This is a genomic window from Nocardia tenerifensis NBRC 101015 (genome assembly GCF_000308715.1).
GTDB lineage: Bacteria > Actinomycetota > Actinomycetes > Mycobacteriales > Mycobacteriaceae > Nocardia > Nocardia tenerifensis.
Window position 1 is genome coordinate 1 of the sequence record NZ_BAGH01000273.1, and the last position, 13,967, is coordinate 13,967.

13 protein-coding genes are annotated in these 13,967 nt (G+C 68.1%); 9 read left to right on the forward strand and 4 right to left on the reverse strand.

The window, feature by feature from the left end:
- Nucleotides 1-133 precede the first annotated feature (133 nt).
- Both ON39_RS21075 and ON39_RS21080 read right to left on the reverse strand, forming a co-directional pair.
- Nucleotides 134-1,480: a DUF4192 domain-containing protein gene (locus ON39_RS21075; protein WP_083894588.1), complete on the reverse strand. Its 1,347-nt coding sequence runs from the start codon at nucleotides 1,478-1,480 to the stop codon at nucleotides 134-136.
- A 609-nt stretch (nucleotides 1,481-2,089) separates the two neighbouring features.
- Complete coding sequence (locus ON39_RS21080; protein ID WP_051186874.1) at nucleotides 2,090-2,803, reverse strand: hypothetical protein; 714 nt, start codon at nucleotides 2,801-2,803, stop codon at nucleotides 2,090-2,092.
- Between the two features lie 262 nt (nucleotides 2,804-3,065).
- On the opposite strand from ON39_RS21080, the gene ON39_RS21085 reads away from it, so the two are divergent.
- The 6 genes from ON39_RS21085 to ON39_RS21110 all read left to right on the forward strand — a co-directional run bounded on the left by ON39_RS21085 (nucleotide 3,066) and on the right by ON39_RS21110 (nucleotide 9,865).
- Entirely contained in the window at nucleotides 3,066-3,989 is a 924-nt protein-coding gene (locus tag ON39_RS21085; protein ID WP_040736906.1) for a proteasome assembly chaperone family protein, read from the forward strand.
- Nucleotides 3,990-4,024: 35 nt separating this feature from the next.
- Nucleotides 4,025-6,523, forward strand: a complete 2,499-nt coding sequence (locus tag ON39_RS21090) for a DEAD/DEAH box helicase (RefSeq protein WP_040736907.1) — start codon at nucleotides 4,025-4,027, stop codon at nucleotides 6,521-6,523.
- A gap of 171 nt (nucleotides 6,524-6,694) precedes the next feature.
- On the forward strand, nucleotides 6,695-7,837 hold the full coding sequence (locus ON39_RS21095; RefSeq protein WP_051186871.1) for a type III PLP-dependent enzyme: 1,143 nt from the start codon (nucleotides 6,695-6,697) through the stop codon (nucleotides 7,835-7,837).
- A 7-nt stretch (nucleotides 7,838-7,844) separates the two neighbouring features.
- A complete protein-coding gene (gene speD, locus ON39_RS21100; RefSeq protein ID WP_040736908.1) occupies nucleotides 7,845-9,047 on the forward strand; it encodes an adenosylmethionine decarboxylase in 1,203 nt (400 codons plus the stop codon).
- Nucleotides 9,048-9,166: 119 nt separating this feature from the next.
- A complete protein-coding gene (locus ON39_RS21105) occupies nucleotides 9,167-9,544 on the forward strand; it encodes a hypothetical protein (RefSeq protein WP_211336511.1) in 378 nt (125 codons plus the stop codon).
- Between the two features lie 3 nt (nucleotides 9,545-9,547).
- On the forward strand, nucleotides 9,548-9,865 hold the full coding sequence (locus ON39_RS21110) for a hypothetical protein (RefSeq protein WP_040736910.1): 318 nt from the start codon (nucleotides 9,548-9,550) through the stop codon (nucleotides 9,863-9,865).
- On the opposite strand, the gene ON39_RS21115 is transcribed toward ON39_RS21110, so the two are convergent.
- Nucleotides 9,860-10,339 carry a gamma-glutamylcyclotransferase family protein gene (locus tag ON39_RS21115; RefSeq protein WP_051186873.1) on the reverse strand — a complete coding sequence of 160 codons (480 nt, stop codon included), beginning with the start codon at nucleotides 10,337-10,339 and terminating at the stop codon, nucleotides 9,860-9,862. The genes ON39_RS21110 and ON39_RS21115 overlap by 6 nt on opposite strands.
- 405 nt (nucleotides 10,340-10,744) lie before the next feature.
- Nucleotides 10,745-11,653, reverse strand: coding sequence for a hydrogen peroxide-inducible genes activator (locus ON39_RS21120; protein WP_040736924.1), 909 nt, complete (start codon nucleotides 11,651-11,653; stop codon nucleotides 10,745-10,747).
- A 122-nt stretch (nucleotides 11,654-11,775) separates the two neighbouring features.
- On the opposite strand from ON39_RS21120, the gene ON39_RS21125 reads away from it, so the two are divergent.
- The 3 genes from ON39_RS21125 (at nucleotide 11,776) to ON39_RS21135 (ending at nucleotide 13,817) form a co-directional block, all read left to right on the forward strand.
- Nucleotides 11,776-12,363, forward strand: coding sequence for a peroxiredoxin (locus ON39_RS21125; protein WP_040736911.1), 588 nt, complete (start codon nucleotides 11,776-11,778; stop codon nucleotides 12,361-12,363).
- Nucleotides 12,364-12,449: 86 nt separating this feature from the next.
- Entirely contained in the window at nucleotides 12,450-12,989 is a 540-nt protein-coding gene (ahpD, locus tag ON39_RS21130; RefSeq protein WP_040736913.1) for an alkylhydroperoxidase, AhpD family, read from the forward strand.
- Between the two features lie 153 nt (nucleotides 12,990-13,142).
- Nucleotides 13,143-13,817, forward strand: coding sequence for a PhzF family phenazine biosynthesis protein (locus ON39_RS21135; protein WP_040736914.1), 675 nt, complete (start codon nucleotides 13,143-13,145; stop codon nucleotides 13,815-13,817).
- The last annotated feature ends 150 nt before the right edge of the window (nucleotides 13,818-13,967 follow it).

A 13,967-nucleotide genomic window follows, 5' to 3' on the forward strand; every position in this document is an offset into this window, starting at 1 on the left:
GAACTTCAGCGGATGGCCGAGGCCAGGTCCACACGGACACCCGCAACGGTGTCGTAGCCCCTGCGACGGTGTGCGGACCGTGGTGAATTCGGGCCGGTCCGCACACGCCGCCGGCCAATCCTGCTTGCTGGGTTCAGGGGAGGGCTGAGGTCAAATCGACGCCGAGGTCTGCGGCGGTGTCGTAGCCGGTGCGGGCGAGGCGGCGGAGTTGGTCGGGGCGCATGCCGATCATGAGGGATGCTTCGAGCAGGGTGGCCATGGGGTGGTCGGGGTCGGCGTCCAGGGCGGCTTCGAGGGCGATGCCGGCGAGAGGGCCGTCGCCGCGGACGTAGGCGCTGTAGCCGAGCAGAGCGGCGGCCTCGGCGCGGTCGCGGCCGGTCAGGGCGCGGGTCAGGGCGGCCCACATGCCCTCGGCCGCGACGGCGTGATCGCCGACGGCGAGGGCGAACATGGCATCGCGCACGGCCCGATCACGCAGGGAGGCAGCCAGTTCCGCGAGTTCGGGCACCATGAGTTCCACGCCGGACTCGGTGTTCGCGATCTGCCAGAGCACGTAGTCGAGGGCGTGCCTGCTGTAGTCGCTCGGGTCACCGCGCCGCACCGCCCGCGCATAACGGTCACGGGCGATCGACAGCGCGCTGTCGAGCACCGCCGCCACCTGATCGCGCAGCTCGACGTCCACCTCGACCAGTGCCGTCAGCTCCGCGCGGGACGCACGAATCTGCCGACCGTCGAGAACGTGCGACAGCGCCACCGCGGACGTGGCCGGATCGGGCAGCGCTCCGCGACGATCCGGGCCGACCAGGCTCCACCAGCTCTGCTCCGGCTCGATCGCGCACACCGCCCACGCCCCGGCGAGCAGGATGTCCTGCGCGGCGAGCCGCCGGTCCAACGCGTCGATCAGCACCTCAAATCGTCCACTGCCGCACCGCTCCCCGAGCTCCGAGCGCCGCGCCGAAGGTTCCACGGCCCGATCGTCGACCACGATCGCGAGCACCTCGGCCACGTCGTCGTGCGCGCAGATCTGCAGGATGCACTGCGCCACCATGCCCGCTCGAAGCCTGCGCCGCCCACCGTCCTGGTCCAGGTCGAACCGCACCACCGCGTCGATGATCGCCCCGTCACCGCGCGCCGGCGTCGACCGCAGCACCAGCACGACCAGCGACCGCTCCGGCGGGAACCCGATCATCGCGGGCAGCGCCGCGATCACCTCACCCGGTTCCTCCACGTACACAGCGCTATCCGGCTCGTCGGCGTCGAACGGCGGTGCCTGATCGGCACAGACAAGGGTGCGTTCCCGATCGTCCGCCCGAAATTCGGAGTACTCGGCCAGACCGCTGAAACTTGTGCTTCGAGAATCCCCGATCCGATCGGTGTCTGCGCTGAGATCGATGCCGCCACACCGGTCGGTGTCCGCGGGAGTCCCGGTGTCGCGCCATCGCGCCGCATCCTCCACCGTTCCGAGATCACCGGTCAGCATCGAAACATCAACTGGCACGATATCTTTCAGGCGCCCCGAGTCTTCCGGCCGCACGATGTCTTCCGGCCGCACTGTATCTTTCGATCGCGCGGCGTCTTCCAGCCGCACGGTACGCACCGTGTCGCCCGGTGTCACAGCACCGTCAGCCGGCCTGGCATCGACGGCATCCTCAGCCCGTGCGGCACCGTCGGCCCGCACCTCGCCGGCGGCCGAGCGCGCCAGATGGCCGCCCCGCGCACGCTCCCCGTTCCGCAGAAACTGACACGATCGCAACGCGGCGGAGAGACTCACCGGCGCCCGGGAACTGCGTTCACCGTTGGGCAATGCCGGACGGGCGCACAAGATTTCGTCCCGAGCGGAGTCGGTGCCTTCAAGCGCGGAATCGGCCTGTGCGCGAACACGACCGGCGGAGTGGGGGTTCGAGGGAGTGGTCATGGCGTCGAGACTGCCCGCTCCCTCGGCCGGTCCCACCGCGCTGACCTGGCGATACAGCAGCCTTGGGGATACTGCCGCGCTGTGGAGAAAGCCGGCCCGCGACCCTCGACCGAATCGCATGCGAAAGCGTGTGCGGCGAATCAAGGTGTTGAAGGCGGTGACCGCAGAAGGCTCCTACCTACCTCCAGCGGCGACCCGCCGCACCGCCGCCTCGAACAACTCGTCCACCGCGTCCATATCCGGCTCCCCACCGGAAAACGTCATATACGTCACCAGGATTCGCACATCCCCCACCTGCCCGGCCGACGTCCACGTCGTCTGCGTCAACCCCGCCCCACCGACATCCGGCGTCACGGTCCGCCGAAACGCCAACGCGTCCTCCGCCTCGTCCGACGACGGCGGCGAGACGAGTTCGGTCGTCACCGTCGTCATCGCCCCGCCCTTGCTCACCCGCACCGACTCGCACCGTCTCAGCACACCGCGCAGCCGCGCGAGCGGCTCCTCCGTCCGGGTCAACTCCAGCGTGAGGGTCGCCCGCGTCGCCTCGTCGGTGCCGACGGCGACCTCCGTCTTGTCCGGCCCGACCAGTTGTGGCGACGGCGCGCACTCGCCCGGCTCCACCCGCGCACCTCGCCCGACCCCGGTCAGATCCCCCGCCGCCTGAGTCGCCGCCTCCGCCGGCAACACCACCGCCGGATACCCCGCCGGAAACCGCGCGGGATCCACCAGCAACGTCGACAAGGCGGCGTCCACGTGCCGCGTCACCGCGGTCTGTTCCCGCGCGACCGGATGCCCGGCGACCGTCGACCCGCAGCCGGCGAGCAACGCCGCACACGCCGCGGACACGGCGATGCCCGCCCCCTTGCGCGCCGAATCCGCCACAGTCACCCACCCCACTGTGCCAAACTCCCCGTGCCCGCCCGCGATGCCACGCCGCCGCACCGGGAATGCGCGGGGCGCGAACGCTGTTGCCCCGTCGTATGGGTCGGTGTCCGACCGTGCGCGGTGACCGTCACCGGCATGGGGGACAATGGACATGGTCCCGACGTCTCGGACGCTGCCTGTGTCGGACATCGCTCGTCTCGAACGATTTCGGTGTCGACGACGCGGCAATACCGAGCTGGAGGATCCGCGCAGGAAGGAGCACGCGATGGACCACGAGTCGCGAATGTACGAACTGGAGTTTCCCGCTCCGCAGCTGTCGTCCGACGACGGCGAGGGCCCCGTCCTCGTGCACGGACTGGAGGGCTTCACCGATGCCGGGCACGCGGTGCGCCTTGCCACGACGCACCTGCGCGAGAGCCTGGAGAGCGAGCTTGTCGCCTCGTTCGACGTCGACGAACTGCTCGATTACCGCTCGCGCCGCCCGCTGATGACGTTCAAGACCGATCACTTCTCCGACTATGCCGAGCCCGAGCTCAACCTCTGGGCACTGCGCGACACGGCGGGCACCCCGTTCCTGCTGCTGGCCGGCATCGAACCGGACCTGCGCTGGGAGAAGTTCACCACCGCAGTGCGCCTGCTCGCCGAGCAGCTCGGCGTGCGCCGCAGCATCGGCCTCAGCGCCATTCCGATGGCGATCCCGCACACCCGTCCGCTCGGAGTGACCGCGCATTCCTCCGATCGCGACCTCATCACCGAGCATCAGCGCTGGCCCGGCGAGCTCCAGGTGCCCGGCAGCGCCTCATCACTGCTGGAGTACCGGATGGCCCAGCACGGTCACGAGTCGGTCGGCTTTTCGGTGCACGTGCCGCACTACCTGGCACAGACCGATTACCCGGAGGCCGCGCAGACCCTGCTGGAGAACGTGTCCGAGAACGCGGGCCTGGACCTTCCGCTCGCCGCGCTCGGCGAGGCCGCGGCCAGGGTCCGCGAACAGGTCAACGCGCAGATCGCCGGAAACACCGAGGTGGAGACGGTCGTGCACGCGCTGGAACGCCAGTACGACAACTTCATCGTCGCCGACGGCGAGCTGCCCAGCGGTGAGGAGCTCGGCGCCGAGTTCGAGCGCTTCCTCGCCGAGCAGGGCGGCTACGAGGGCGACACCGGTCCGGGGACGGGCCAGCAGCGGTAACAAGCTCGCGGGCGCCAGCCCGTAGGGTGTGCGGAGTGGATCTGACCGAGCTGCTGGAGATACCGGGCACCGACGCCGACGCGCTGTACGAGTCCTTCGGGGTTTGGGCGGCCGAGCAGGGCACCCCGCTGTATCCGGCGCAGGACGAGGCGCTGCTGGAGTTGGCGTCGGGATCCAATGTCATCCTCGCGACGCCGACGGGTTCCGGTAAGTCCCTCGTCGCCGTCGGCGCCCACCTCTTCGCGCTCACCCAGGGCAAACGCACCTACTACACCGCCCCGATCAAAGCGCTGGTGAGCGAGAAGTTCTTCGCGCTGTGCGAGGTGTTCGGCGCCGAACGCGTCGGCATGGTCACCGGCGACGCCGCGGTCAACCCGGACGCGCCGATCATCTGCGCCACCGCCGAGATCCTGGCCAACCTGGCCCTGCGCGAGGGCGCGGCCGCCGACGTCGGCCAGGTCGTGATGGACGAGTTCCACTTCTACGCCGACCCGGATCGCGGCTGGGCCTGGCAGGTTCCGCTGCTGGAGCTCCCCCGCGCCCAGTTCCTGCTCATGTCGGCGACGCTCGGCGAGGTCGACTTCTTCGCCAAGGACATGGAACGCCGCACCGGGCGTCCGTCGGCGATCGTCGCGGGCACCGAACGCCCGGTGCCGCTGACCTTTTCCTACGCGCGCACCCCCATCACCGAGACTCTGGAAGAGCTCGTCACCACCCATCAGGCCCCGGTCTACGTGGTGCACTTCACCCAGGCCGCCGCGCTCGAACGCGCCCAGGCGCTGACGAGCGTGAATTTCGCCACCCGCGCCGAAAAGGACGCGATCGCCGCGGCGTTGGGCGGTTTCCGCTTCGCCTCCGGCTTCGGCAAGACGCTGTCGCGGCTGATCCGCCACGGCATCGGCGTGCACCACGCGGGCATGCTGCCGAAGTACCGCCGCCTCGTGGAGCGCCTCGCGCAGGAGGGTTTGCTGAAGGTCGTCTGCGGCACCGACACCCTCGGCGTCGGCATCAACGTCCCCATCCGCACCGTCCTGCTCACCGGCCTGACCAAGTACGACGGCGTGCGCACCCGCAGGCTGAAAGCCCGTGAGTTCCACCAGATCGCGGGCCGGGCGGGCCGCGCGGGCTACGACACCATGGGCACCGTCGTCGTGCAGGCCCCCGAGCACGAGGTGGAAAACACCCGCCTGCTCGCCAAGGCGGGCGACGACCCGAAGAAGCAGCGAAAGGTGGTGCGGCGCAAGCCTCCCGAGGGTTTCGTCTCGTGGAGCGAGGAGACCTTCGACCGCCTCGTCGCGGCCCAGCCGGAGCCGATGGTGTCGCGCTTCACCGTGACGAACTCCATGCTGCTCAACGTAATCGCGCGGCCGGGCAACTGCTTCGACGCGATGCGCCACCTGCTCGAGGACAACCACGAGCCACGCCCCGCCCAGCGCAGGCACATCCTGCGCGCCATCCGCCTCTACCGCGCGCTGCGCGACGCCGGGGTGGTTCAGCAGCTCGACGAACCCGACGCGCAGGGCCGCCGCGCCCGCCTCACCGTCGACCTGCAGCGCGACTTCGCGCTCGACCAGCCGTTGTCACCGTTCGCCCTGGCCGCCTTCGACCTCCTCGACAAAGACGCGCCCGGCTATACCCTCGATGTGGTGTCTCTCATCGAATCGACGCTAGAGGATCCGCGCCAGCTGCTGATGGCTCAGCAGCACAAGGCGCGCGGTGTGGCGATCAACGAGATGAAGGCCGACGGCATCGACTACGACGAGCGGATGGAGCTGCTCGAGGAGGTCACCTGGCCCAAGCCGCTGGCCGAGCTGATCGAGCCCGCGTTCGAGACCTACCGCGCAGGCCACCCGTGGGTGTCGGAGTTCGCGCCGTCGCCGAAGTCGGTGGTGCGCGACATGATCGAGCGGTCGATGACCTTCGCCGAGCTGATCTCGTTCTACGAGCTGGCTCGCTCGGAGGGCGTGGTGCTGCGCTACCTCGCCGACGCCTATCGCGCCCTGCGCCGCACGGTGCCCGACAGCGCGCGCACCGAGGAGCTCGACGACATCACCGAGTGGCTGGGCGAGCTGATCCGCCAGGTCGACTCGAGCCTGCTCGACGAGTGGGAGCAGCTCACCAACCCCGGCGCGGAGATCGACGCCGACCAGCTCGCCTTCGGCGCCGAGACGGTGCGTCCCATCTCCGCCAACGAGCGCGCGTTCCGGGTGATGATCCGCAACGCCATGTTCCGCCGGGTCGAGCTGGCCGCGCTGCGGCGCTGGGATCTGCTGGCCGAGCTGGGCACCGGGCCCGACTGGGAGACCGAGCTGGCCCCCTACTTCGCCGAGTACGAGAGCATCGGCATCGGCCAGGACGCGCGCGGACCGCAGCTGTTCCAGATCGAACGAAGACCCGGTTTCTGGCAGGTGCGTCAGGTCCTCGACGACCCGGCGGGCGACCACGGCTGGTCGATCGTCGGCGTGGTGGACCTGGCCGAGTCCGACGCCGCGGGTGAGGTCGTCTTCGACGAGATCACGGTGTCCGCGGGCTGACCGCACCGCCGCCCTTCCCCCAATTTCGACGGAATCCATACAGGTCAACGGCTACTTCGTGCCCGTTTGCGGAGGCTTCGCCCGAGGGCGGAGTTCGCCAGGTTTGACGGATTCGTTTCTGGGTATGGGCCGCTGATACTCTTCCCGCTGCTGCCAAGCGAAAGATCAACTATGCTTACCCACCCCGTCGGCTCCGCCTCCTGCCATCCCCGGGCGCCCGAATCACCGTTCCTTGTCATCTACCCCGAGCGAGTGCGTGCGAATTTCCACGCGCTCCACGCCGCCATGCCCGCGGCGAGGATTCGCTTCGCGGTCAAGGCAAGTCCGGTGCCGGAGCTCATCCGAGCCCTCGACGAGGAGGGCGCCGAGTTCGACGTCGCCAGCATCGGCGAGATCGAGCTGTGCCTCGCGCTCGGCGTCGAGCCGGACACGCTCTGCTACGGCAATCCGATCAAGAAGGCCGCCGACATCGCCCGCGCGTACGCGCTCGGCGTGCGCCGGTTCGCCTTCGACACCGAGGACGACCTGCTGCGCATAGTGGAGCACGCGCCGGGCTCGGAGGTCGAATGCCGCTTCCTGGCTTCGGCGCCCGAGTCGCGCACCCCGTTCGGCACCAAGTTCGGCTGCACGCCGGGCGAGGCGTTCCGGCTGCTGGTGCGGGCCCGCGATCTGGGGTTGATCGTCGGAGGGCCGTACTTCCACGTCGGGTCCCAGCAGCTGGACCCGAACGCGTGGCGGATCGGCATCGAACAGGCGGGGCGCATCACGGAAGCGTTGGCCGACAAGGATATTCACATCCGGTCGGTGAACATCGGCGGCGGTCTGCCGATCGCGTACGCCGATCCCGCGCCCGGCGTGGCCGAGATCGCGGCGGTGATCGACGCCGCCGTCACCGAATTCCTGCCCGAGACCGCCGAATTGGTGGTCGAGCCCGGCCGCGCGCTGGTCGGTTCCGCGGGCATCATCCACGCCGAGGTTGTCGGCGTGCGCATCGCGCCGGACGCCCGGCGCTGGGTGTATCTCGACATCGGCCGGTACAACGGAATGGCCGAGACCGAGAACGAGTACATCGCGTACCGATTCGTCACGGATCGGGACGGCGACCCCGTCGACGAGGCGGTGGTGGCTGGTCCGACCTGCGACGGAGACGATGTACTGTATCAACGCACGCGAGTCCTTTTACCGACCACGTTGCGAGCCGGTGATCGCATCCAGATCCTCGACACCGGTGCCTATACCGCGAGCTATTCGTCGGTGTCCTTCAATGGTTTTCCGCCCCTGACCGTTCACGTCTCGGGCGCTGAGCGAGAGTGAGTTTGCCATGACGGCGGATTTCACCGGCTGGCACGTGCTGGCCGAGTTCGGTGGTGTCGACGCGGCCCTCTGCGACGACCTCGAACAACTCGAATCGGCGTTGCGTGATTCTTTGACCGCGGCGGGCGTCACCATCTGCGATGTCGTACACAAGAAGTTCGATCCGCAGGGGGTGACTGTCCTCGCGCTGTTGTCGGAGTCTCACGCCTCGATTCACACTTATCCGGAGTCCGGCGACATCTTTGTCGACGTCTTCACCTGCGGCAGTATCGGCGCCGGTGCGTCGAAGGCCGTCGAACTCCTACGAGATAGACTGTCGCCCAAGGATGTTCGCATGCAGGTCATCCGCCGCGGGCACGGCTCGCAGCGGATCGAGGAGCCGGTCGGCGCGGGCCTGACCCGCATCTGGGACCTGCACGAGGTCATCGTGGACACCAATACTCCGTTCCAGCACATGGTGATCGCGCGCACCGAGCAGGGCATCAGCCTGTTCTCCGACGACGATCGCCAGTCCACGGAGTTCTCCCAGGTGACCTACCACGAGGCCATGATGGTCCCCGCCTTCGCGCTGGCCGAGACGGTGGACAAGGTGCTCATCATCGGCTCCGGTGAGGGCGTGGCCAGTCAGATGTCGGTCGCGGCCGGCGCGTCGCTGGTGGACCACGTCGACATCGATCAGCTCGAGGTCGAACTGTGCGCCGAGCATCTGCCCTACGGCTACACCAGCGACGAGCTGACCGCCGCCGTCAAGGGCGAGGGCCCGATCAAGGTGCACTACGCCGACGGCTGGGACTTCCTGGCCCAGGCCGCCGAGGCGGGCACCCGCTACGACGTCATCGTGATCGACCTGCCCGACGAGCGGGTCGAAGACGCGCAGCACAACCGCCTCTACGAGTCGGAGTTCCTGTCCCGATGTCGCGCCCTGCTCGCCCCCGGCGGCGTGCTGAGCGCCCAGGCGGGCTGTGCGACCATGTGGCGCAACGAGACGTTGAAGCGTTCCTGGAACCGCTTCCACGAGCAGTTCGACACGGTGGTGCAGTACGGCAGCGACGAGCACGAGTGGACGTTCCTGTTCGGGATGAACGAGCGGATCGACGATCCGGTCCAGCGCATGACCGACCGCCTGGACAAGCTGCCCTACCGCCCGGAGACCGTCGACGCGCGTGCCCTCGAGCGCGGCGCGATCGAGCCGTACTCCCTGCGGGTGTAGCTCTGGCGAACTCACCGGCTCCCAAGCGATTTCGGCTTGGGAGCCGGTGTGTTTCGCAGGGCATGTCTTGAGCTTTCGTCGGCGGAGCCTCGCGTAGTGCCGGTCGTCTTGGACTATCTATGCGATCATCGAAGTGGGCATTGCCCACCTGGTGCATTGGTGACAAGATGGGTACGGAGGTAGATGCGATGGCATTGTCCGGTGTGGACCTGAGCCGCTTCGACATCGTGGGAGAGAGCGAGGCCGACTCCCGAGGGCGCGTCGCATTGGGGCGCGCGGGCGCGCGTCCCGGCCGCCGATATCAGATACGCATCGACAGCGACGGGGTGGTGATTTTGGTGCCGGTGGTCTCGATTCTGGAACGCGAAATGATGGTGTGGGAAAACCCACGCCTGGCCGAGCAGATCCGCCAGGGCGTCGACGCCGCCGAGGCCGGCAACACGGTGGACCTCGGCGACTTCGCGCGATTCGCCGACGATCCCGAGGACAAGGCCTGACCGGTGGCGTACGAACTGCGCTTCGCCCCCGCCGCAGCCGACGCGCTGCACTCCCTGACCCAAAGACCCAACACGGCAACGAAACTCAGGAAGGTCCGCAAGGCCCTCGGTCTGCTGCAAACAGATCCGCTGTATCCCGGCCTGAACTCCCATCGCTACCAGAACTTCCCGGGCCTGGAGAAGGAGAAGATCTGGGACTCCTACATCGAGAACCACACGCCTGGCGCCTGGCGCGTCTACTGGATGTACGGCCCCGATATCGAACGCGCTGGTGAACCGATCTCCATCATCACCGTGCTGGCCATCGGCCCGCACCTATAGCGGCAGGCTCGCCATCGCGGACTGCCAGCGCAGGGTTGTCCGCCATGTCCGAGTACGCGCGAGGAAGGCTGGAAGATGGTTCTCGATGAAGACCTCAGGATGCCAAAGCGCCTGCCCGACAACGTCGGTCCAGACGTAGGTCAACGCGGTCCTCGGTGGATCGAGCACAGAGATTGTGCGGAGGTCGTATTCGTCGTCTTCGAAAGTGTCGAGGATTGCCCACTCGGACGCGGTGAGATCATCGAGTACGACGCCGTGGGCCACACTGGACGGGGCGGCGACGAGGCCCGGGTAGAGGCGGTCGGTGAGTGCGGCTACCCGCCAGCCTGGAGCGGCGGTGGGGGTCAGCGAAGGTACGCGGTCGATCAAGACCTCCAGTACCTCCGGGAATTGCAGTGTGCCGTAGGCGAACAACGAATGCCCTTGCCCGGCAACTTCATTCCATCGCCTGCCCGTCAGCGACAGCTGGCTCATTCACAGCTCCTATCCGATCCAGCTCCAAGCAGTGCTGATGCTCGGACCCCCGCACGCGCCGGACGCCACGTGCCTGACCGGCCGGGAGTCGGCGGCGAGGGCGAATGCGGGCGATCGAAGACCGCGGACACCCGCCAGCCGGGGCGATGGTCGGCAGGAACGGAGTGGTGGACGCGCGACCGGGGATCGCCGCCGCGCTCGGCGGGATCGTGTGGGCATACGCGGCCGATCAGAACCTCCAACCTCCGCAATTGCAGTGCCGGTAAGCGAACAACAATGGCTCTGCCAACCCGACGTCGACCCCTTCTCATGGCGCTCCTGTCAGATCCCCGATGCCGATACTCGACACTGACAGAATGCTCGCGCATGGGCAGTGGCACCAAACAGACTGGCACCGAACATTTCTCACATCGGGCGCTGGGTCCGGATAATCGCGGCGAGGTACTCGTAGTCCTCCGCGCGGGCGGTCGACGTGCGATAAGCCAAGCCAATGGTGCGGCCGGGGGCCGGGGCGGCGAAATGCGCGGTATCCAATGTGCCCCGGGCGGTTTCGGACGCGACCGCCATCTCGGGAATGAGCGTGACGCCGAGACCTCCTGCGACACACTGCACTACGGTCGACAGGGAGGCGGCGCGGGTGTCACCGACCGCCGCGGGATGGATCTCCGCGGAGCGGCACAGGTCCAGGGCTTGGTCGCGCAGGCAGTGGCCCTCGTCGAGCAGCAGCAGCGGCAGCGAGTCGAGCACGGAAGGAGCCAGGTCGGTGCGGCCCGCCAGCTCGTGGCCGCGCGGGGTCACCAGCACGAATTCCTCGGTGTACAACGGAATCTCCACCAAGCCGGGCACCTCGGTCGGCAACGCGAGCAGCGCGACGTCCAGCACCCCGGTACGCAGCCCCTCGAGCAGCCGCGCGGTTTGATCCTCGACCACCTGCGGGTGCAGCGCGGGCAACTTCTTCCGCAACTCGGGCAGGAGCCCCGGCAGCACATACGGAGCTACCGTCGGGATGATGCCCATCCGCAGCGCGCCCCCGAGACCGTCACCGGTCGCCGAAGCCACGAAACGATCCGCCGCCTCGAGCGTCGCCACCGCCTTGGGCAGCAACCGCATTCCCGCGGCGGTGACGAGCACCCGCCGCGTGCTGCGCTCGATCAGTTGCAGTCCGAGCCCGTGTTCGAGGGCCGCGAGCGCCTGCGATAGCGTGGGCTGGCTCACACTGAGCCGCGCTGCGGCCGTGCCGAAGTGGCGGTATTCCGCGACCGCCACGAACGCACGCAGCTGTGACAGGGTCGGCTGATAAGTCTGATCGGTCACGGCTATCAGTGTAGTGCGACTGATCACCTTTACCTTTCACCAGCCCTTCCGGCAAGATCGAAAGGGAGCTTTTCCGCTTTCCGCACAGCGCTAGCAAACCCACCAGAACGAGGAGATTAGGCATGGCCTTGCTGACCATCGGCGACCAGTTCCCGGCATACAACCTCACCGCCGTCATCGGTGGTGATCTGTCCAAGGTCGACGCTCAGCAGCCTGACGATTACTTCACCCAGATCACCAGCGACGATCACGCGGGCAAGTGGCGGATCGTGTTCTTCTGGCCGAAGGACTTCACCTTCGTGTGCCCCACGGAGATCGCGGCCTTCGGCAAGCTCAACGACGAATTCGCCGACCGCGACGCGCAGGTGCTCGGCGCCTCGGTCGACAACGAGTTCGTGCACTTCCAGTGGCGGGCCCAGCACGAGGATCTGAAGACCCTTCCGTTCCCGATGCTGTCGGACCTCAAGCGCGAATTGGCCTCGGCCACCGGCGTTCTCAACGCCGACGGGGTCGCCGACCGCGCGACGTTCATCATCGACCCGAACAACGAGATCCAGTTCGTCTCCGTCACCGCGGGCTCGGTCGGCCGCAACGTCGACGAGGTGCTGCGTGTGCTCGACGCCCTGCAGTCCGACGAGCTGTGCGCCTGCAACTGGAAGAAGGGCGACCCGACGATCAACGCCGGCGAGCTGCTCGCCGCGAGCGTCTGAGTCGGAAAACCACCGCGCCAGTACATGTTCCACACCCATTTCACTGTTCCCCGCGCGAGCGGGGATGGATCCGAGGATAGAAACGCATGAGCATTGAGAACCTGAAGAACTCCCTCCCCGAGTACGCCAAGGACCTCAAGCTCAATCTGTCATCGCTGGCGCGCACCACGGTGCTGAACGAGCAGCAGCTGTGGGGCACCCTGCTGGCGACGGCGGCCGCGACCCGCTCGGCGACCACGCTGCGCGAGATCGCGGAGGAAGCGGCCGACGTGCTGTCCGAGGAGGCGTACAACGCCGCGCTCGGCGCCGCGTCGATCATGGGCATGAACAATGTGTTCTACCGTGGCAAAGCGTTCCTGGGCGGGCGCTACGACGATCTGCGGGCCGGTCTGCGCATGCAGATCATCGGCACCCCGGGCGTCGAGAAGGCCGACTTCGAGCTGTGGTCGTTCGCGGTCTCCTCGATCAACGGTTGCGGGCACTGCCTGGAGGCCCACGAGCACACGCTGCGCGAGGCGGGCGTGTCGCGTGAGGTGATCTTCGAGGCGCTGCGCGCGGCCGCGATCGTGGCCGGCGTCGGCCAGGCCGTGCAGTCGACGGAAACGCTTGCCGCCGCGGCGGTCTGAGCGAATTTCGGCACCAGGCCGTCGACGGTCCGTCCAACGGATCGTCGACGGCCTTTGTCGTACCCCGGTGATCAGCGACGACGCATCGGCGAACGCGCGGCGCGGGGCCGTGCCTCGATTCGCTGTCGGCACCGGCTAGTAGGCTCGGTAACCATGGGTATACAGGTTGACGTGGTGCGGGTTTTCACCGATTCCGCCGGGCGATTCGGCAACGAGCTCGGGCTCGCGCGCGCCGAGGACGTGCCCGAAGCCGATCGGCAGGCCCTCGCGGCGAAGGCGGGGTACAGCGAGACCGTCGTGGTCGAGGAGCCGGTGGACGAGATCGCGCGCGTGCGGATCTACACTCCCGCCGTCGAACTGCCGTTCGCCGGGCATCCGTCGGTGGGCACCGCGTGGTGGTTCGCCGAGCAGGGTAAGCCGGTACGGCAACTCACCGTTCCCGCAGGGCCGGTGGCCGTCGAGCTGGCCGAGGGTCTCACCTGGATCACCGCGCGCGGTGAGTGGGCCCCGGACTTCACCTTCCATCAGCTCGCGGACCTCGACGAGCTGACGAACCTGCGCCCCGACGACTTCACCGGCGGCCCGCACTACTTCTGGGCCTGGACCGACGAGAACCGCGGAGCTCTGCGCTCGCGAATGTTCGCCCCCACCTTCGGCATCGCCGAGGACGAGGCCACCGGCGCCGCGGCCGTCGCCATCACCGCCCTGCTGCGCCGCGGCCTGGTGATCACCCAGGGCGAGGGGTCGCAGCTGTTCACCGAGTGGGACTCCGACGGCTGGGTCCGCCTCGGCGGCCGAGTGGTCGCCGACCAGTCCGTGGAGGTCTGAACCCGCTCCTGAGCCTCGACACTCGGGAACTCGGCACACGGCCTCTCGGCACGCGGGGTCTCGGCACTCAGTGTCTCGGCACACGGGGTCTCGGCACACGGCCTCTCGGCACTCGAGGTCTCGGCACTCGAGGTCTCGGCACACGGCCTC